The sequence below is a fragment of the Pedobacter sp. AC402 genome (genome assembly GCF_979252805.1).
The window spans coordinates 383,141-403,994 of sequence record NZ_CEEDAI010000011.1 but is presented as its reverse complement, the minus strand read 5'-3'; the positions used below and the strand labels follow the sequence as shown (position 1 = coordinate 403,994).

The 20,854-nt window shown below is 36.4% G+C and carries 19 protein-coding genes; 7 read left to right on the top strand and 12 right to left on the bottom strand.

Annotated elements, in window-relative coordinates:
• The first annotated feature begins 66 nt into the window (after nt 1-66).
• Nucleotides 67-786: a heavy-metal-associated domain-containing protein gene (locus AC0IWE_RS20540; RefSeq protein WP_471794542.1), complete on the top strand. Its 720-nt coding sequence runs from the start codon at nt 67-69 to the stop codon at nt 784-786.
• A gap of 3 nt (nt 787-789) precedes the next feature.
• Here AC0IWE_RS20540 and AC0IWE_RS20535 read toward each other — a convergent pair whose 3' ends face one another.
• Together AC0IWE_RS20535 and AC0IWE_RS20530 are read right to left on the bottom strand one after the other, a co-directional pair.
• Nucleotides 790-1,266: a DUF6265 family protein gene (locus AC0IWE_RS20535; protein ID WP_471794541.1), complete on the bottom strand. Its 477-nt coding sequence runs from the start codon at nt 1,264-1,266 to the stop codon at nt 790-792.
• Complete coding sequence (locus AC0IWE_RS20530) at nt 1,263-1,787, bottom strand: YfiT family bacillithiol transferase (protein WP_471794540.1); 525 nt, start codon at nt 1,785-1,787, stop codon at nt 1,263-1,265. Before AC0IWE_RS20530 ends, AC0IWE_RS20535 begins: the two co-directional genes overlap by 4 nt.
• Before the next feature lie 250 nt (nt 1,788-2,037).
• On the opposite strand from AC0IWE_RS20530, the gene AC0IWE_RS20525 reads away from it, so the two are divergent.
• The 5 genes from AC0IWE_RS20525 (at nt 2,038) to AC0IWE_RS20505 (ending at nt 7,176) form a co-directional block, all read left to right on the top strand.
• Nucleotides 2,038-3,222: a hypothetical protein gene (locus AC0IWE_RS20525; protein ID WP_471794539.1), complete on the top strand. Its 1,185-nt coding sequence runs from the start codon at nt 2,038-2,040 to the stop codon at nt 3,220-3,222.
• A 142-nt stretch (nt 3,223-3,364) separates the two neighbouring features.
• A complete protein-coding gene (locus tag AC0IWE_RS20520; RefSeq protein WP_471794538.1) occupies nt 3,365-5,749 on the top strand; it encodes a S9 family peptidase in 2,385 nt (794 codons plus the stop codon).
• A gap of 223 nt (nt 5,750-5,972) precedes the next feature.
• Nucleotides 5,973-6,605, top strand: a complete 633-nt coding sequence (locus AC0IWE_RS20515; RefSeq protein ID WP_025141704.1) for a peroxiredoxin — start codon at nt 5,973-5,975, stop codon at nt 6,603-6,605.
• 14 nt (nt 6,606-6,619) lie between these two features.
• Complete coding sequence (locus AC0IWE_RS20510) at nt 6,620-6,928, top strand: thioredoxin family protein (RefSeq protein ID WP_025141703.1); 309 nt, start codon at nt 6,620-6,622, stop codon at nt 6,926-6,928.
• Nucleotides 6,928-7,176, top strand: a complete 249-nt coding sequence (locus AC0IWE_RS20505; protein ID WP_010599336.1) for a DUF6952 family protein — start codon at nt 6,928-6,930, stop codon at nt 7,174-7,176. The genes AC0IWE_RS20510 and AC0IWE_RS20505 overlap by 1 nt, the downstream gene beginning before the upstream one ends.
• A 416-nt stretch (nt 7,177-7,592) precedes the next feature.
• Here the strand turns inward: AC0IWE_RS20505 and AC0IWE_RS20500 are convergent, their stop codons facing one another.
• The 7 genes from AC0IWE_RS20500 to AC0IWE_RS20470 all read right to left on the bottom strand — a co-directional run bounded on the left by AC0IWE_RS20500 (nt 7,593) and on the right by AC0IWE_RS20470 (nt 15,424).
• Nucleotides 7,593-7,901 carry a hypothetical protein gene (locus AC0IWE_RS20500; protein WP_471794537.1) on the bottom strand — a complete coding sequence of 103 codons (309 nt, stop codon included), beginning with the start codon at nt 7,899-7,901 and terminating at the stop codon, nt 7,593-7,595.
• A 130-nt stretch (nt 7,902-8,031) separates the two neighbouring features.
• Nucleotides 8,032-10,617: a phosphoenolpyruvate carboxylase gene (locus AC0IWE_RS20495; protein ID WP_471794536.1), complete on the bottom strand. Its 2,586-nt coding sequence runs from the start codon at nt 10,615-10,617 to the stop codon at nt 8,032-8,034.
• 262 nt (nt 10,618-10,879) lie between these two features.
• Entirely contained in the window at nt 10,880-12,427 is a 1,548-nt protein-coding gene (locus AC0IWE_RS20490; RefSeq protein ID WP_055914423.1) for a DHA2 family efflux MFS transporter permease subunit, read from the bottom strand.
• 7 nt (nt 12,428-12,434) lie between these two features.
• Nucleotides 12,435-13,472, bottom strand: coding sequence for an HlyD family secretion protein (locus AC0IWE_RS20485; RefSeq protein ID WP_471794535.1), 1,038 nt, complete (start codon nt 13,470-13,472; stop codon nt 12,435-12,437).
• Between the two features lie 8 nt (nt 13,473-13,480).
• Nucleotides 13,481-14,800, bottom strand: coding sequence for a TolC family protein (locus tag AC0IWE_RS20480; RefSeq protein WP_471794534.1), 1,320 nt, complete (start codon nt 14,798-14,800; stop codon nt 13,481-13,483).
• Nucleotides 14,797-15,237 carry a TetR/AcrR family transcriptional regulator C-terminal domain-containing protein gene (locus AC0IWE_RS20475; protein ID WP_471794533.1) on the bottom strand — a complete coding sequence of 147 codons (441 nt, stop codon included), beginning with the start codon at nt 15,235-15,237 and terminating at the stop codon, nt 14,797-14,799. The genes AC0IWE_RS20480 and AC0IWE_RS20475 overlap by 4 nt, the downstream gene beginning before the upstream one ends.
• A complete protein-coding gene (locus AC0IWE_RS20470) occupies nt 15,200-15,424 on the bottom strand; it encodes a TetR/AcrR family transcriptional regulator (RefSeq protein WP_471794532.1) in 225 nt (74 codons plus the stop codon). Before AC0IWE_RS20470 ends, AC0IWE_RS20475 begins: the two co-directional genes overlap by 38 nt.
• A 628-nt stretch (nt 15,425-16,052) precedes the next feature.
• On the opposite strand from AC0IWE_RS20470, the gene AC0IWE_RS20465 reads away from it, so the two are divergent.
• A complete protein-coding gene (locus tag AC0IWE_RS20465) occupies nt 16,053-16,622 on the top strand; it encodes a DUF2911 domain-containing protein (RefSeq protein ID WP_471794531.1) in 570 nt (189 codons plus the stop codon).
• Between the two features lie 620 nt (nt 16,623-17,242).
• Here AC0IWE_RS20465 and AC0IWE_RS20460 read toward each other — a convergent pair.
• From AC0IWE_RS20460 to AC0IWE_RS20450, 3 genes are read right to left on the bottom strand one after another with little or no spacing between them, the layout of a single operon-like run.
• Nucleotides 17,243-17,869 (bottom strand): response regulator, encoded by a 627-nt coding sequence (locus tag AC0IWE_RS20460; protein ID WP_471794530.1) that lies wholly within the window; start codon nt 17,867-17,869, stop codon nt 17,243-17,245.
• 35 nt (nt 17,870-17,904) lie between these two features.
• Nucleotides 17,905-18,711, bottom strand: a complete 807-nt coding sequence (locus tag AC0IWE_RS20455; RefSeq protein ID WP_471794529.1) for a sensor histidine kinase — start codon at nt 18,709-18,711, stop codon at nt 17,905-17,907.
• The gene (locus tag AC0IWE_RS20450) at nt 18,638-20,827 is read right to left on the bottom strand and encodes a ligand-binding sensor domain-containing protein (RefSeq protein ID WP_471794528.1); all 2,190 of its coding nucleotides are present in this window, start codon (nt 20,825-20,827) and stop codon (nt 18,638-18,640) included. Before AC0IWE_RS20450 ends, AC0IWE_RS20455 begins: the two co-directional genes overlap by 74 nt.
• Between the last annotated feature and the right edge of the window lie 27 nt (nt 20,828-20,854).

Here is a 20,854-nt window from a genome sequence, read left to right as displayed (position 1 = left end):
TTTATGATTATTCTGTAACGCTTATCGCCTACCGAAGCGGTAAATTTGTATAAAGAATTTATAATCATGACACATACCTATCAACTTACCGGCATGACCTGTGGCGGTTGCGAAAATAAAGTAAAAAACAACCTGCTCCTTTTACCTGATGTTACTGCTGTAGAGGTTTCAAAAGATAGCAATTCTGCTACCATCAGCATGGATAAACACATCGGCTTGAACACCCTTCAACATGTCTTAGGAGGCACAGAGAGTAAATATCAAATTTCTGCGGCACAACATAGCGAAACACTTGAAGAAGCAAAATCGTGGGCCGAAACGTATAAACCTATTTTAATAATTTTTGGATATGTTACCGCAATTGCCCTTATAGTTTCGTGGCAAGGCAAAACCCTTAATTACATGGCTTTTATGCGCATTTTTATGGCAGGCTTCTTTCTTACATTCTCCTTTTTTAAAATGCTTAATTTAAAAGCCTTTGCTGAAAGTTATGCCATGTACGATATTGTTGCGAAAAAATTTAGTGCCTGGGGATTTATTTATGCTTTTATCGAACTCGGTTTAGGCCTCTCTTTTGCCTTAAACTTATCTCCAACCATTGTAAACTGGGTTACACTTATTGTAATGACCATTAGTATTTTTGGTGTTTTGGAAAGTGTTTTAAACAAGAAAAAGATTCAGTGTGCCTGTTTAGGTGCCGTATTTAACTTACCCATGAGCACCGTAACCATTGTTGAAGATGCCTTAATGATTGCGATGAGTGCTGCAATGCTGATTTTGATGTAATGTTTATTGGCGTTTGTACCTAAACTCCGATTTTCGGCTTTTACCATTAAGCTCGCCTTCAATCCAGGCGAGCATTTCAATTTTCCCCTGGTTTTGATAAACTATTCTTTGCGGAAAATCGTGTGTTTTATTTTCAAAAACATAGACTTTATCCTTGGATGAGATCAATTTAAAACAAGTCTCTTTTCCTTCATTTTGACTGGTTACAATTGAGCAATAGAAAGTTTCTTTCCCAATTTTTTTAATCTGAAGGGTTTCAGTAAGCAAGCTATCTCCTTTTGCATTAACGCTGTAGCTTTTACCGCTTAAGGTTTTATCTGGATTTAGCTCCCAATGTTCAACAATTTTTCCTTTTGATGTTTGCATTTCCCATGAGCCAAGTACAAAAGCGAAAGTTTGCGAAAGATTTTTTTGTGCTTGTACATTGGTGTAAAAACAAATAAAAATTAAGATCACAAAACTGAAGTATATTCTTTTCATTTTATAACAGTATTCGTAATGTGCGCCAAATGATGTTTTCCGTGCCAGGCATACATCCCTAACATATTTGCCAATGTGAGTTCTTTATTTTGCGCCGGATGAATATATTTTCTTTGGTAATCTTCTACTTTCAATGTTTTTAAAAAAGCTACCCAGCGCTGATGCAAACCAGTTAATAATTCAATTGATAATTTAATGTCACCATTTTTAGCTTCTTCAGTTTCGGCCCAACGTTCTTCGTAATAGGGTCTTATTACCGGAATATCTTCGGTAAAGGCTTGTTTAAAACGGATATATGCATTAAGGTGACTATCTGGAATATGATGAACCACCTGCCGCAACGTCCAACCTTCGGGGCGATAAGTCTGGTTTAATTCGTCAGCAGTTAGATTATTTGTCGCATCTTGAATTTGCCTTGGTAAAGCTTCGATTTCTCCAATCCAGGTATCAATTTGCTTTTGATCAAAAACTTCAGGCATTGAAAACTGACCGATCGGGTATTTAAGTTGTTCTAAATCCATGACAGCAAAATAGTTATTTTACCGAAATAATGAGTGATGTTTTTCTCGCATATAAATAGACGAAAATTTAATGCAATTCCCTGCAAACTACACACCTTCGGCATTTATATGTTACCGCAGAATTACCTCTATAAAGTTGGTATTATGACACATAATCGCTACTTTATGTTATAAATTGAGTTAAATTGTAGTCATTTCATTAAAAATTCATTCATTTAAAGCATATTGCAGCAAAATTCAATAATAAAGGATGAAAAGATTGTTTTTTGTTGCCGCATTCATAATTCCCGTGGTTATTCATGCACAAACCATAAAAACAGATGTACTGGTTATCGGCAGTGGTGATGCTGCTTATTCCGCATCTTTTCAATCCTTTAAATCGGGCGTAAAAACACTTCTGCTCAATCAAAAAGATCAATTGGATTTGAATAAAATTGCTGGAACAAAAAAAAACTTGCTGCCATTTTATCAAAGCTTTTTAAAGCGTGAAACTGAAAATGCGAAAAGCCTTGATATCCCCAAGCCCAAGCCAGATAAAAAAAAGCCTGTAAAAGTTATTGTTGACAGCACACAGCTTTTAAACGTAATTAACAACACCCAATATACAGCGGTTCAGCGCTCGGGAAATGGATGGGAAGTAAAGCTTACAAAAGAAAAAAGCATAAAAGCGAAGATTCTGATTATGGCTGATGATCCGGGGAAATTAATCTCTGCGCTAAAAACAACCAGCTTAAAACCTGCAACTTTAAGTGTATTAAATTACAGCGAAAATTTATATCGAACCACAATCGCAAGTAATTTCCAGAAAGGTGCTCACTATTTATCCTTATATAATTTGTTGATTCCTGATCAGGAAAACCTTTTATACATTCCCGCAGATCAATATGAAATTGGACCACCAGCTGGTGCAACCGCAGCATATGCATCATTTTACAATACCAAAACGAGTTTGTCAAATTTAAAAGGTATTCAAGGCGAATTATTGGCCTACAAACATCCGTTAATGCCTTTTGATGATGTAAAACCGACAGACTCTAATTGGCTGGCCATTCAAAAAATAGGCATAACAGGCATTATCAAAGCTGAGCTTGAACAAAACAAAGCCTATTTTAAACCTGAAAAAGAAGTTACATACAACGAAATTAAACAACCTATTAAAGATTATTATTATAAGGCACAAATCTGGTTTGATGATCATCAGAATATTCCCATCGATTTGGAAAATACCATAAACATGGTTTGTTACGTAGGAAATAAAGCTGTTGATGCAACTAAAGCCGATCTTCAAAAAAAATGGACCAAAAATTATAGGTTCACTTCTAAATACGACCTTAAAAAAGTGTTAACCAGGCGAGAATTTGCTGTAATCATTAACGAATACCTCGAACCATTTGATAGAATAAATGTAGATAAAACCGGAAGGATAATCCGCTAATATTTAAGCATTGATTTGCACAGAGGTGATAGGTAATTTCAAAATTTCATCTCTGATAAATTAAAAACGACACTTGTAACATTTCCATTTCCTGCTAAAATTGGCCTGTCCATTCGTTAAATTGCAGGCAAACCAAAAATTCATGAAGAAATATTTACTTTTTCTTTTGCTCTGTACGGGCGAATATACTTTTGCGCAACAACTGGCGCCCTTAACTGTAGAAAAAATTATGCGCGATCCAAAATGGATGGGTATTGCACCCTCCAACTTCCGTTGGACCGCAGATAGCAAAACGCTGTATTTTAACTGGAACCCGGAAAATAAAATTAAAGAAGATTTATTTAAGGTTTCGGCAACGTCGTCCAAGCCAGTTAAAGCAGCGGAGAAAGAAGACGAAAAACTTTTGAGTTTAAACTATGCCTACAATAAAGATCAATCACTTGGCTTAATCGAAAAAAGTGGCGATATCTACCTGCAAAATTTTAAAAACAAAAAAGAAACCCGCTTAACCAGTACGCAAGAAAGAGAGAGTAACCCTATTTTTTTAACCAACGGAAATATCGTTTACCAATTAGGCGACAATTTATTTGAAGTTGATTTAAAATCAGCTGAAACTAAGCAGTTAACCAATTTTGTGAAGGGTAAAAAAGCCGGAAGACCGGAAACCAAATCTGTTACAGAGCAGGATAAATGGCTTAAAGCCCAACAAACGGAACTGTTCGATATTATTAAAAAAAGAAATGCAGAAACAAGGAACGGCACACGCGGAGGAAGAGGCCGCTCAGGAGCCGCTACTGGCGATACAAAACCGCTAAAAGAACTGTATACAGAAGATAAATTTTTAAATAGCGTAACCACTAGTCCGGATGGGCATTACATCACCTATAAATTAACAACACCTGCGCAAAACAACCACAGCACCATTGTGCCAAACTACATTACTTCTTCTGGTTATACAGAAGATATTCCTGGCAGAACAAAAGTTGGGGAAAGCGAAAATACCGCTCAGGGTTTTATCTACGATACCCAAAAAGATTCTGTTTATGCCATCCAAACCGCTACCATACCCGGTATAAAAGATCTTCCGGATTACCTGAAAGATTACCCAAAAGAGCTGGATACTTTAAAAAAGAAAAACGCTGATCGGCCTGTAAATTTCTTTGGCCCACTTTGGAATGATAACGGAAGTACAGGAATTGTTGTAGCCACATCAACCGACAATAAAGACCGTTGGATTTTAAAGTTAGATGCTTCAACAGGTAAATTCACTTTAATTGATCGCCAACGAGATGAAGCCTGGATTGGTGGCCCCGGCATTAGTGGCTTTTATCAGGGAAGCACCGGATGGATTGATAACAACCGCTTTTACTATCAAAGCGAAGCTACCGGATACTCGCACCTTTATGTAGTTAATGTAGCCACAGGAGATAAAAAACAGCTTACTACAGGCAAATGGGAAGTACAATCTGTTCAGCTTTCGAAGGATAGAAATACATTCTATCTCAAAACAAATAAAGAACACCCAGGAATTACCAATTTATTTAAAATAAGCGTAAATGGTGGCGAGCTGGTTCAAATTACAACCATGAAAGGCTTGAATGAACTTACCCTCTCTCCTGACGAAAAATACATTGCCATTAATTATTCTTACATGGATAAACCCGGCGAACTGTATCTTCAGCCTAATAAGGTGGGCGCAAAAGCCGAAAAAATAACACAATCTACCTCTGCAGAGTTTAATGCTTACAAATGGCGTCAGCCGGATATGGTAAGTTTTAAAAACCGTTATGGCGCCGATGTGTATGCAAGGGTGTATAAATCAAGCAATCCACACCCAAACCACCCTGCTGTGGTTTTTGTTCATGGTGCTGGCTATCTGCAAAACGTACATTTCGGCTGGAGCACTTACTTCCGCGAATTCATGTTCAATAACTTACTTGCAGATAATGGCTATACTGTAATTGATATCGATTATACCGGAAGTTCGGGTTATGGCCGCGATCACCGTACGGGCATTTACCGCCATATGGGTGGAAAAGATTTAACCGATCAGGTTGATGGCGTAAAGTTTTTGGTTGATAAATATGGCGTAAACCCTCAACATGTTGGGTTATATGGCGGTTCGTATGGCGGTTTTATTACCTTAATGGCCATGTTTAACGAATCGGATGTTTTTGCAAGTGGTGCAGCTTTACGTTCGGTTACCGATTGGGCACATTACAATCATGGCTATACTTCTAACATTTTAAACGAACCTTTTAACGATCCGATTGCTTACAAAAGGAGTTCGCCAATTTACTTTGCCGATAAGTTAAAAGGTAACCTATTAATGGCCCATGGAATGGTTGATGTAAATGTTCATTTTCAGGATATTGTACGCATTACACAACGCTTTATAGAACTTGGTAAAAACAACTGGGAACTTGCCGTTTATCCGGTAGAAGATCATGGTTTTATTGAGCCAAGCAGCTGGACAGATGAATACAAGAGAATATTTAAGCTTTATGAAACTACGTTGAAGAAGTAACCTTATCATTTATCTGGCCGTCATTTATAATAACTAAACAAAGATGTTTAGTGCCTTAGCATGACAGCAGAAAACTGAAATAGAAGCCAATTATAGTTGCCTAAAACAATATAGTTTTCATCTATATCGTTATCAATAAATACAATAAATAATGAGTAAAACAGGGTTGATTGACTCCTCATTAAGCCTTACCTTTGTGCCTTAAAATTAAAGACAAAAAATTATGGCAATAGTAGGTAAAAAATTCCCGAGTGTTAGTATTGATGCAATGTCAGACATGGGTGACGACTTGAAAATCAATGTATTTGAAGAAGCTGTAAATAAAAATAGTAAAGTGTTATTATTCTGGTATCCAAAAGATTTTACTTTTGTTTGCCCTACAGAATTACACGCTTTCCAAGCTGCTTTACCTGAGTTTGAAAAAAGAAATACAATTGTAATTGGTGCATCTTGCGATACCAACGAAGTTCACTTCGCATGGTTAAATACACCAAAAGATAATGGTGGTATTGAAGGTGTTACTTATCCAATTTTAGCAGATACACACAGACAATTGTCTGGCATCTTAGATATTTTAGATCAAGAAGTTAACTACGACGAAGAAGGAAATGAATCATTCTCTGGTTCAAATGTTTCTTTCAGAGCTACTTATTTAATTGATGAAACTGGTAAAGTTTTCCACGAAAGTGTTAACGATATGCCACTAGGTAGAAATGTTAAAGAATATTTACGTTTAATTGATGCTTATGCCCACGTTCAAAAACATGGCGAAGTTTGCCCTGCAAACTGGGAAGAAGGAAAAGAAGCAATGAACGCAAACAGAACTGGTGTAGCTGAATATTTAGCTGCTAACTAATTAAACAAAACTTTATGTTTTTAGAATTAACAGAAGATAACCTTCAACAATATTTAGCCGATAACTCAAAAGTTATGGTTCAGTATGCTGCATCCTGGTGCGGTAACTGCAGAATCATGAAACCAAAGTTTAAAAAATTGGCTTCAGAAAATGAAGATGTGGCTTTCTTGATCGTTGATGCCGAAAAACTTCCAAACTCACGCAAATTTGCGAACGTTGATAATTTACCAACTTTCGCGGCATTTGAAGGTGGCAGTTTGGTAGATCAGGTGCAAACCAACAAAGCAGAAGGCTTAATAGAACTATTTAACAAGATAAAGTAATGAAGATTCCGGTTATAAGACAATTATTTCAAAACACCACTCCAGCACAACTGGAGACCACTTTAGAGGTTTTAGAGGCTTTTTGCGAATTTAGAGGCGTTAGTGAGCACGAAGTGGATGTTGCAGGTGAAATGATTACCAATATTTGTGGTGCGCTTGAAGTTCACCAAATGGTAAGTGAAGGTGCAGCCGAAAAAGATGCATTAAATGCTTTTGGCCAAAAAGTAATGGGTTCGATTGATCGATAATCGTTTTTAAGCTTTAATCTGGCTTTTTCAAATAAAAAATCCCTCGTTGATGTAAATCAGCGAGGGATTTTTTTCGTTATTGCGAGAAGGAACTACGAAGCAATCTTTTATGCATTATCAATTCTTGTTTTTTTGGAAAGCAAGGGCTGGTTTCCCTCCCGCCGATAGAAAACCTGTGAAGCAAGCAAGCATACCACAGGTAAATAAAAACAGATAATTAAATCGGCATCCGTCTAATCAGGTTTAGATGGCTGGGTTTTGTAATTCTGAACGAAATAAAACCCACTGCAATGAGCATAAATGTGATTATTAAAAATATTTGATTGCGAAAGCTTAGAAATTTACTAGAGTTTAACTTCAACACGTGCTACTAGATTCAGACTCTTTTGTGGGGACACAGGCCTGGGTACTTAACCTTACATTAAAGAAAATAACTGCCAGAAAGCCAGCGTAAAACTTAAGCAAAAGCCAACTGTGGACACTATTTTAAGTCGATTTCCTTTTCTGGTTTGAACAAAAAATATTCCTGAAATAACCAAAAATACAATTGCGATCCCGGTTAGTAATAAAGGATTTTGTAAAAAGCCAGGAAATACTGAAAGGTAATTCTGTTTGATAACTTCAAATGAATTATCACTATCCGTTGCCCGGAACCACCAAATCATTTCTGCCATAATAACGGTGAGTAAAATTGATGCTAGTATAAATTTTGTTTTTAATTTCATATTTACAGATTGTTATCTATTTTAAATATAGTGAATAATAAAATAAAAAAGGCCTGTGCGGATACAGGCCTTTGAACAATATTATTATACCTCGCAGGTTTTAAAAACCTGCGAGGTATATAATGAAACTTTAAGCCAAATTTCGTCCCGCATTTACAATACCGAAAACCGTTCTTACCGCAAGTTTTTCTAAAGCATGCTGGTCTTTCTCGTTTTGATCATGCTGTAGTTTTTCTAAAGCAAAATGCTGAATCAATACCAATGGCAAAATAATTTTTTCGCGTGTAGCAATCGATTTTTTATCTACAGGATAATTCGCCATTAAAGTTGGCTGTCCGGATAGTTTTAAAAGCATCTCCTTCGCTAATTTGAATTCGTTGTGTAATTGAGTCCAAAAAGCACCAAACTCTTCATCTGCCGCCAAATGTGCTGTTATTGTGAAGTCTGATTTACTCATACTCATCATACAGTTATCTACAATGGTTTTTAGGTAATCAGAATCTTGGTAAACTTTAACTACTTTATCCCAATTGCCTGCATTTTCCTGGCTTTTCAGAGCCGTTCCCATTCCATAAAAACCAGGTACATTCTGTTTTAGCATACTCCAGGCGGTAACAAAACTAATGGCCCTTAAATCTTCAAGTTTCATTTCGCCTCCCCCATTTCTTTTTACCGGACGGCTGCTGATATTAGCTTGCGATAATAGCTTTAAAGGAGACAATTTCTCTAAATAACTTACAAATAATGGGTGCTCACGGAGGTCGACAAAAGCCTTATAACTTTCTTCGGCCATTTCATCAAGCAGGGTTTTATTTTCAGGATCTAAAAGAATATTATGTTTTTCTTTCAGGCCTGATGTTAATCCGGCGTTTATCAATTGCTCAATATTAAATTCAGCACTTTCTACAGATCCGTATTGAGAACTAATGGTTTGCCCCTGAACAGTTAACTGCATGTTCTTATTTGCAATTTCCTTACCCATGGAAGCATAAAAACGGTGAGTTTTACCTCCTCCACGCGCAGGCGGGCCTCCGCGGCCATCAAAAAATGCCAATTGAATATTGTGTTTAGCAGAAACCGCTGACAATGATGTTTTACCATTAAAAATAGACCAGTTGGCCATTAAATAACCGCCATCTTTGGTACTGTCAGAATAACCAAGCATAATGTCCTGCTTGTTTCCACGGCTGGCCAAATGTGCTTTGTAAAATGGGTTGCTATAAAGCTTATCCATAATTGCTGCAGCACCTTTTAAATCATTAACGGTTTCAAAAAGTGGTACAAAATCAATTGTTAAGGATTCTTTACTCCAGCCATTCCAAAGGAAAAGCTCAATTAACTGCAAAATATCACTCGCCTGCTGGCAATTGCTGATAATGAAACGGTGACAGGCTTTTTCGCCATTACGCCTTTGAATACCTTTAATTTCTTTAATTACCTCGATGGTATCTTTTGTTAACGCATCAGGTTCTGTAGCATAAACTACGGTTGCTTCTTTAAAAGAAATAAGGTTTAATTTTTCTTCTTCAGAAAGATTATCGTAATCTGCAGGATATAATGAAGAAATCGGTTTATTTTGGCGACAGTAAGCATGAACACTTCGTAACACGCGGCTATCCTGGCGGATATCCAAAGAAGCGAAGTAATTGCCATATAAATCTATTTTGCGGATCAAATCATTAACCAGATCAACAAACAGGCCTTCATGCTCTGCCAAAAGCGTTTCTTTAATTTTATTCAGGTTATCTCTTAACTCATCAGAAATATCCTGTAATTCGCAGGTTTGATCAAAAGCATTCTGATAAAGTACATCGTGTAATTTTGCAATATTTTCTTCCACACCCCTAAAAGTGATGCGGCGTTTAATCACCCTGAAATCTCGATAGTAACAACGAAACAGGATTTGACGCAGCATTTTAGATACTTCCAGAGTAGTATCGGCATGAATATTAGGATTCCCATCCCGATCACCTCCTGGCCAGAAACCCAGCTCAAGAATTTTTTTGGTTTCAAGGTTATATTCATCCAGATTCTGATCAATTTCTTCCTGAATATTTGCCGCAGCGAAATAAAAAGTATTTTCTAAAAACCAGGCAAGGTTTAATGCTTCATCAACCGGGGTTGGCGATTTTTTATTAAAAAATGGTGTTTTACCCAATTGCTGTAAAAGCGAATTCATCGAGGTAAGGTCGTTATCTCTAATGGCTTTGGTTAAATCGGTTATAATAGCCAATACGCTCCCGGGATAAAACTGCGTTGGGTGAGCGGTTAAAACCAGGCGAAGCGAAAGTTCATCAATCAGTTTTTCAATTTTAGCTAAAACAGGTTTGTTATCTGCATTTTTCTTTAAAATAAAGGCTAAGGTACTTTGCTCATCTGTTGTATTGAGTTTGGTAAAAGAAGCATCTTCTACGGCATCAAAAAGCACCACCTGGCGCTCTATATATTGGATAAAGCGAAAAAGCAGGTCAACAATATCTTTACGATCGGTATAACTTGTATACTTAGCAAAAAACTCTTCAATAACCTGTGCAGGTTTTTCCCCATTTGCAATACCTTCTTCACAGCTTTTAAAGAATAGCGGAAGCAATGTTCCGGTATCTTTTATTTTATAAAAAGGTAAGGTGAGAAATAAACTGTTAAATAGTTCGAATTTTGAGATGACCTCATTATTAAAAATAGATTCTCGTTGCGTAGTTAAACGAAGTTTGGGCATAGCTTATGCGATAGTTTTGTATACCGTAATACTACAAAAAATGCATAAGGTATTAAAATTCTAAGGCTTACAATTTGGATAATTGTAGAATAAATTTTAATTTTAGAATCTTATTTGGTCACTATGTGGTTAAGTAAGAACATTTGCAATGTTTAAGGGCATTGCATTGATTGTTAATTTTTTGGGTTAAAACAGCCGATGTAATAAAATACACCGGCTGTTTTTGTTTTTTGCCAATATTTAGGCAATTTCTTTGCAAATTTTAGTGTGCATCGGTCACAATGTTTGCATTCTTCTTAAATTTTTGAAGATATAGCAAAGGTATTGAGAACAACATGATCAATCCGGCTACCCAATATGCATCGTTATAAGTGAGCAACATGGTTTGTTTAATTACCGAACCTTCAATCGCTTTCATTGCCATTAATTTCGCATCCATTAATGATGAACCTTTGGCCATAAAATTATGCATTAAGCCATTTAATTTAGCGGTAAAAGTTGGATTGTAGTCGTTTATGTTGGTAAGCAGATTATTTCTGTGGAAACCCGAACGAATGTGAATCAGTGTTGTTAATGCTGCAATACCGAAAGAACCGCCCAACTGCCTGCTCATATTATTTAATCCGGAGCCTTGTCCAATTTCCGGACCTGATAAATCTTGCATGGCCAGGGTTGTTAACGGCACAAATAATAATGCCATACCGAAACCTCTAATTACTAAAGGCCAGAAGAAATCGCCCGTTCCTGATGCAAGTGTTGATTTACTCAGCATCCAACAGAAAACGAAGAATAAAAACATTCCTCCTGTAGCCATAAACTGCGCCGGAACACCTTTTTTAAGCATGATACCGATAAAAGGCATCATTGAAATGGTACAAATACCACCTGCAATAAAAAGCTTTCCGGTTTGTAAAGGCGTAAAGCCTAAAAGGTTTTGCGCAAAAACGGGGAAAACGAATACTGAGCCGTACAATCCGAAACCTAATATAAAAGAGGTAAACATCCCGATTGAGAAACTTCGCTTTTTCATAATCCGAAGATTAACAATTGGGTACGCTGTGCTGGTTTCGCGCCAGATAAACAGTAACAAACCAAATATAGAGGCTACCGCTAATGCGATAATGTAAGGTGTAGAAAACCAATCTTCGCTTTCGCCTTTTTCCAATAAGGTTTGTAAACTTCCAACCGCCACAGCCAGTAAACCAATGCCCCACCAATCAACAGGTTTTCCTTGCCCATCCTTGGGCGTCTCTCGAATAAAGGTTATGGTACAGTATGCGGCGAGTATCCCGACGGGAATATTTACATAGAAAATCCATGGCCAATCTGCTATTTCTAAAATATAACCTCCAATTGTTGGTCCTACGGTTGGTCCTACAACCGCACCTAAACCAAATAAGGCTGTTGCAATCCCCACATCTTCACGTGGCCATGTTTCAATTAAAATAGCTTGTGCTGTTGATATTAATCCGCCCCCGGCCAAGCCTTGAATAATCCTAAATAAAATAAGTTCATTCAACGAAGTGGCGTTTCCGCATAAAAAAGAAACTAAGGTGAAAACGATAATAGAGGTTAAGAAATAATTTTTCCGCCCAAAACGACTGCCCAACCACCCCGACATAGGCAGGATAATTACATTTGCAACGGCGTATCCAGTGGATAACCAGGCCACATCCTCCAGGGTTGCACCCAGGTTTCCCTGTATTTGAGGGATTGCTACGTTTACGATTGTTGTATCAATCAGCTCCAATAATGAAGCTGTGATTACCGTAAATGTAATGATCCACTTTTTTAAACCTACTTCGGCCATTTTGAAATTATTTAGTAGATACTGATGCTTTAACGCTCATTCCTGGACGTAATTTGGCCAACAGCTCTTTTGATGGATGAATTTTGATTTTCACTGGTATACGTTGTACAACCTTAACAAAGTTACCAGTGGCATTATCAGGAGGTAGTAAAGATCCTTTTGCACCAGTAATTGGAGAGAAATTATATACTTCGCCCTGAATTTTATCGTCTGGATAGGCATCAACTTCAATTTCAACCTTAGAACCTTCTCTGATTTTTTCTAATTGCGTTTCTTTGAAGTTTGCAGTTACATAAATGCTTCCGTCGTTAACGATAGAGAATAAAGATTGACCTGCCTGAACCAATTGTCCTTTTTGAACATTCTTTTTAGAAACAATACCTGTTGCTGGCGCTTTAATATCAGTATATGATAATTGAAGTTTAGCAAAATCAATATCACTCTGGCGTTGGCTAATAACATTGTTGCTTACAGCCAATTGCGATTGTGTAGTACCCACCTGTTTAACCGCAGCATTGTATTGATCGGTTGCTGCCTGGTAAGCTGCCTGTGCAGATTCTTTTGAGGCTTTAGCCTGATCGAAAGCTTGTTGGGTAATTGATCCGTCTTTTACAAGGTTTGCATAACGGTCGTAATCTTTATTGGCCAGGTTTAATTTAACCCTTGCCGCAGCTACATTTGCTTTTGCAGTGCTGGTATTTGCCTGGGTTGCGATAATTTGCGATTGCGCTACTCCAACACCTGCACTGGCTCCTTTTTGGCCAGATTGTGCCTGCTCTAATTTAACTTTATAATCATTATCATCAAGCTTAACTAAAACCTGACCTTCAGTTACATGCGTATTTTCTTCAAAATTAATATCCTTTACATAACCACCAACACGCGCAACAACAGGACTGATATCACCATCAATCTGAGCATCATCCGTATCTACGTGTTTGCTATAATAATTCCATTCTGTAATTCCGAAAATTACACCTATTACTAGTAAAACACCTAAAATGATGGGTACTACTATGTTCTTTTTTTTCTTTTCAGTTGTCATTGCTGTATTTATTGCGTTATTTTTCCTGTTGATTTTAATAGTGTATAGTAAGCCAAACCTGCATCTGCCTTAGCTATTTCTAAGTTTATTTTTGCCTGGTATAGTAAGGTTTCTGTGTCGATACGGTCGGTTACAGAAGCTACATTGTTTTTGTATTTCGATGCTAATAATTTATCGTTTTCTGTTGCCTTAGCAATAGAGGTTTCCAATACCTGGATTTTATTCATTGCTACCTGGTAACCTTGAAAGTTTTTATTGATATCTGTTTTTACCTGATCTGATAAAATATCTTTCTGAATGGTAATTTCGCTTTGCTGAATTTTAGCTTCGCTTACTTTATTTTTATTGGTCCACAGGCTACCGATATTCCAGGATACCGTTGCACCTAAGGTAATCGGCATTAAATATTGGTTTGCTGGTGGTATAAAATTACCACTTGGATTTATGTAATATAAGTTTGCGCCAATACCAACGGTTGGTAAGGTGTTTGCTTTAATGGTTTTAATGTTAGAATCGGCAACTTTGTTTTGCACGTCAAGTTGTTTCAGCTCCTGGCGGTTAGCCATTGCCATACCGATATATTCATTTAAAGAATTAGCGCCTTTTAAGCCTAAAGTAGGATCGGTAATTTTAACTTCTGTATCTTCAGGCAAACCTGAAAGAATATCGAGGTTGTAATTGATTACTTTGCGGTTGCTTTCGATATCCATTTGCGTTAATGTAACATTAGCTTGCTGCAGCTGGAAACGCAATACATCATTTTTGGTAACTATACCTTGTTCGAAAAAACGTTGTGCCTGTTTAATCTGTGCTGCGATAGACTCTAAATTCTGATCAACCACTTTTCTGCTTTGCGATACCTTGTATAAAGCGTAATAGGTACTGATAACCGCATAAGTGATTTCTTCTTTACTTTTTTCGGCATCTAAACGTGCAACATCAGCCAAAAGTTTGGTTGATTCTTTTGCATATTTTAATTTACCACCTCCATACACCAACTCTTGTACTGCTGCAGTACCAACAAAAGCATCGGCTCTTTTAGGCAACTGTAAAGATGAGCCTCCGCCGGGTAAAGTAAAGGTTGTGGTAGGAATTTCAGCGTGGTTGTATAAAAAGCTTGCGTTTGCTGTTGGCAACACATTGTCTTTAACAACTTCTAACTGGGCAACAGCCTGATCGATTTTGTTTTGAGAAAGTTTTAAGTTTTTACTATTGGCTATGCCAAGTTCTATTGCCTGGTTGATATTTAATTCCTTCGTACTCTGTGCAAATAAAGCAGCAGGAATTAATGATGCCGCAAGCATTAATCTAATTGATTTGGGTATCATTTTTTTGTTGTTAAATAAACTGTTGTTAGATCTTGTAAGTGAGCTATTGCCCTGTCTTTAATAATTTTTTTATCTTTCGGATTGTTGAGGTCGAAGTTTGAGCACGATATTACTTTATGTGGAGCAATAACAATATTGGTGATCGTACCCATAATGGTCGCAATTACCATCCTTACATCAACCTTGTTAAAACTACCATCTTCAATTCCATCCGTAATAATGCGGTCTATAAGCTGCATGTTATGACTCATTGCATCTTTAATTTTATCATACATTTCGGGCCTTTGGGTTAAAGAAAGTTCGCGATGCATCATTTTATGAAAAGCAGTGTTATTCAGTATCCTGTTTACATAACCCTCTATAACTCTGTGCAGTTTTTCTAATGCTGAAATCTTATCTTCATTGATGATTTTTAATCTGAGATGCGAAACCTGCAATACGCTCGTTCATAATCTCAACAAAAACCCCTTCTTTTGAACCGAAATAATAATTTATCATCGCCATGTTCGCTCCAGATTCTTTGGCAATCTGGCGGGTAGAAGTTCCCTCGTACCCAGTTTCGCAAAACAGCTTTTCAGCTGCGTCGAGTATGGCTTGTCTTTTATCTACTTTTTCTGTTTTCATTTCTTTTTTGACGCCACAAAATTAATCAATCGTTTGATTAATTTCCAAATGTAAACACACTTCTTTTACATTATCTTGATAAAACCCTAATTTTAAATGAAATAATTAATCGAAGTATGAAAATAAGATCAACTTTGGTTGAAGATTTTGAAAATAATATTTAGGTTTATTTATATTATAATAGAATGTGTATCTGACTACAATTAACAAATGCACATTTATATTGGCCGGAATTGATAATTAATTGGAATATTGAGGAGAATGACAAATTAAAATTTAAAATAAATATTAACTTTGCCTCCAAATAACAAAAACATGAGTGTATAAGAGAACAGCAGCAATAATTTCAACTGGTTATATTATGCTTTAGGCTTATTCTTCGGAGTTTTTACCGGAGCAGTAATTACGCAAAATTATATTTTCGCTTTATTAGGTGGTGTTTTAGGTTTGTTAACTGCAGGCTTATTTTTAAATGCTATCGTAAAAGGCAGAAAATACTAGTATATTTTTACCGTTTACATCCCATTTTAGGATAAAAAATAATTTCATAGCAAATGAGAATTTGTGATTTTACCCCTTGGTGTTGAATCAAAATTACTCCATTGCTACAGAAAACAAAAATTTACAAATGAAAAATATCTTCATTGTTGTTTTCGCTCTTTTTTGTTTCAGCGCAAAGGCTCAGCAAGCCACTACTGCTGATGTAAAATTTCCTGCTGCAGATCCAAGTCCGGCAGATATTGTTTATTTCCCGCTTAATGCACCTAAAGCAAAAGCTGGAGATTTAGCAAAGCCGGTTATAAAAATTGTTTATTCGCGGCCACAGAAAAAAGGACGTGATATTTTCGGTGTTTTAGAACAGTATGGCAATGTATGGCGTTTCGGCGCCAACGAAAGTACCGAAGTGCGTTTCTACAAAAAAGTAACCATTGGTGGAAAAAAAATTAAAGCAGGTAATTATAGCTTATTCGCCATTCCGAATAAAGAATCCTGGACTATAATTGTAAATAGCGAAACGGATAAGTGGGGCGCGTTTACTTACGATCAATCAAAAGATATTGTTCGCGTAAATGTTCCTGTTAAAACCTTAACCAAGCCAATTGAGTATTTTTCTTTAACCTTTACGCCAAGTACTGATGGTGCTAATTTGATTATTGGTTGGGATAAAACACAGGTTGAATTGCCAATCATTTTTTAGGATAAAAAAAAATTAAAATCTAGAGTCCCGGCCTAAAAGCCAGGACTTTTTATTTTTTCATGCATTTGAGGCCAGTTTCTTGGCTTCGCCATCATAATCGATCGCTGAAAAACCTACTGCAGCCATAACTCGGTTAAAGTGAGATGTGATTAAATAAGAAGAAAGAAATATTAACGCAAAAAAGCAAACTCCAATCCTGGCAGTTTGCTTTTTTAATCATTATTAACCTAAACAGGAAAAAACTTCTACAAATTGTCCTGCAAGAGCTTCAAAATTAGTTTCATCCTGATATAGAAAACATGCAGAAATCACTATTTATATTTTAATTTAACCTACTTTTCCTATAATGGTGCAGTGTTAAATGTATGCTTAAATAACCTGGGCACTCGAAACGTACCAGGCCCACCATTTCATGTAATGGATAACCAGTGCTTTGCAAAAGTTATTTCGCCCGGTGCATCTGCTTCATTTAATTGCTTAACGTGCACATAATAGAATTTTGCAAACTGGCCCATTACTTCGATTAGTTGTATGCTGTAAAATTAACCTGAAATTGAACTCAGAGAATCCCCCAAAAAGGGTGATTTTAGCATTATTTTTTAGCAAAGCATTGCTATAGGCTAAATAAACCGCTTTTCTTTTGCTGTTTTTATAGCTTCTGATTTAGAATTTACATCCAGTTTGATATAAATATTTTTTACATGGCTTCTCACTGTTTCCTGATCAATAAAAAGATCGGTAGCAATTTGAGATTTCGTTTGCCCGTTTGCAATCCTTTCCAATATCTCCGTTTCTCTTTTGGTTAGGGGCGAATTAAGGTTTTTTTGAAAAGATCGCATTACAATTCTGGCCACATTGGTACTCATTGCCCCGCCACCTGTACTTACTTCTTTAATTGCATCTATAATTTTTGCTGCACTCGAGTTTTTGGTGAGATAGCCCCCCGCTCCCATGGTTAAAGCTTCGAAAACCAACTCCGGCGAATCGAAAACAGTTAAAATGATAATATTTGCCTGCGGCAGAGCTTTTTTAATAAAAGGCAAGGCTTGCAGTCCATTGGTTCCAGGCATTTGGATATCCAATAAAATCACATCCGGACGATCTGCATCAAGGTGTTTTTTAGACAAATCGTACGATGCGTAAGCATTTACAACAACAAAACCTGCTACATCATTTAACAGCGATTCGTAACCCATTCTTAAAATATCATCATCTTCAATTAAAACGATTCGTATATTTTGGCTCATTGTGATATTGGTTTTAGGTTAAGACGGATTTTAGGCTATTTTGTAACAGGAATTTTTGTCGAAATTGTAATGGTGGTTCCCTTCCCTGTAACAGAAGAAATCTGGAAGGTAGATTTTATGCGCTTACATCGGGTTTGAATGTTGTTTAGTCCCCTTCCCCGTTCTACCGATTCAAGGTCGAAACCCGCCCCGTCATCGGTAGTTAAAATGTTAATGGTATTATAATCCGTTTCAATAACCATTATCAGAACCTGTGTTGCTTTGGCATGTTTAAGTACATTGTTCAGCATTTCCTTGAAAATCAGCGTTAGGTTTCTGTTAAACTCCATTGATAGCTGTAGCTTTTGATGTTTAACAAGTACACCTTCCATCTTAAAATCAATGCCTGTATTATGGAATAGATCTATCCCAAAATTTTTGATGTGCATTAAAATTTCAAAAAGATTATCGCTCTGCGGATCAAGGGCCCATAGAATATCTTTCGTTCCGGTATACAGCAAACCTGCATTTTCTCTAATAAGCCTAATCAGTTCTTTCTGCTCTTTTTCCTTTTCATCAACTTTTTTGTCTAAAATCTCCGATAACACATTAATCCGCGTTAATTTGTTACCTATATCATCATGAAAATCCTCCGCCGTTTGCTTTCTGATCTTTTCCTGTTCTTTTAGCTTAACTTTTTCAAATTGATATTTCTTTCTTTCCCTGGTTTTAAAAATGAGGTAAAAAATCAACCAGATTAAAAAGATCAATACCAGAAAAGCCGCAATTTTAAATAATATGGTATCGTAATATGGTGGTACAATAATAAAAGCTAAACTGCCCGATGTTAGATTGCTGTCCATTTGCGATGGCATAAACCTGAAATGTATAGCTTCCCGGCCGTACAGCCGAATATTCGATCTCGGTATTGGGTACTGGTTTACTAAAATCATTATCTATCCCCACCAGTTTGTACCGATAAAGTACACTTTCAGGATTGGTAAGATAAACACCTTTAAAACTTATTGCAATGTGGTTTTGGCTATAATCTAATTTATAAAAACTGTTTTTTTTATTATTGATGTCTATAGAAAAATCTTTAGAGCGGTCGCTTTTATGGTAAACAATAACCTGTTGAATATGAATAAACGGACTATTTTTATTCTCATTAGGTGCTACTATTTTACACTGTATCAACCCACTTATGGTACCCACCAAAATGCTGTTTTTATAGTTAATAATCGCATTTTGATTACATTCTACAATTAAAGGATGATCTCTGAAAACTTCATAACGCTGCTGTGTTTTATCAAACGTTAATTTGTTTATTCCACGTCCGGTTCCTGCCCATAAATTATTTTTACGATCAGTTGCAAGGCTATAAATGTCGTTAGAATTTAAGCCATCGGCCACCACATAACGTTTAAAAGCGTTTGTTTTGAGGTTCCACGTTATAATGCCATCACCAAGGGTTGCAAAAACCAGATTATCACCATGTTTGATGATACTTAGAATATGTATTTTGTTGAGCGGTTTAAGATGGAATATTGTATCTACTTTTTTATTTCTGATCAGGGTAATGCCATTCGAAGTGCCCAGCAACACACTATCTTTGTTTAGCGGGAATGGAAAAATACAGGATGAATACCCATCAAAGCCTGATATTCTCTCAACTTTTCCATCTTTTAAATAGGTTGATGATTTTAACCCATTGATCCATATTCCCCCTTCGTTATCCTCCGCAATAGCACTGTTATCATATCTTTCAGCTTTTAATATTTGAGAAAATTTTTGTCCGTCATACTTCCAAACACCATTCCCATAGGTAGAAATCCAAATGTTTTTTGCCTTATCTGCAAATACGAAAAATATTTTTTTATCCTTAAAAAGAGGATTGTCGATAACGGTCAAGTCTTTTCCATCGTACTTAAAAATACCTTTATTGTAGGTACCGAACCAAAGGTTTCCTTTTTTATCGGCTGCAATTCCACTTATCGGATAGCCAACATTTTTGCCTTTAAATTTATTGTAATGAATAAAGGAATCTCCTTCATACTTATAAATTCCATCGCTGAAACAGGAAATCCAGATGTTATTTTCTGCATCTTTAAAAATTTCATTAACCTGGTTGTCACTAAGTCCGTTTTCACCATTAAAATTTGTAACCAATCCATTATTCCGGATCAGGTAAGCCCCTTTTTCTGAGCCAACCCAAATATTGCCCTTATCATCCTGCTCTAAAGAATAATAAGTATCAATATGAGGATTTTTAAAAAATAATTTCGTAACCCCTCTTTCCAATACATGTACTCCACTCCGGTACGTTAGCAGATAAATTTTATTTTTAACTTTTCTATCGAATAAAATCTTCGAAACTGATAATGCACTCAGTTGTTGCGGCAATTCCTGATAAATGATCCATTTGCCGTTTTGAAGTTGATAAATGCCTTTGTCTGTAACCGAAGCATAAAGGTTTCCAGATTGGTCTGTGTTAATGGTGTTAATGCTTTTATCCCCTATGGAATAATAAATAAGCCTTCCCTTTTCTACTTTAAAAAGTTTCCGCTCGGTTATTCCCCAAATTATACCCTGTTTATCTTTAAGTAAATGGCTAACTGGTTTACCAGAAAATAAGGTGCTTATTTTTCCTTTTTTTAAGATGTTGATTCCAGCTTCCGTACCAAAATAAACCTGGTTAAGGTTATCTTCCAGGATAGCGTTAATGGAGTTGGATGATAATCCATCGGCCTTGCTGTATGAAGTAAATACCTTGCCATCAAAATTACTTACACCCCCGTAAGTACCAAGCCAAAGCGTTCTATCTTTTGCCTGATAAATTACCATCACCTGCGATTGTGGCAGGCCATCTTTCAGGTTGTAATTGGTAAAATTATAGCTTTGAGCAAATAGCTTTAGGCTTATTAATAACAGTAAAGAAATTAGGAGATTTATCTTGATTATAGACAGTTTACTGTACATGTAATACAAAATAAGGATAATTACGTT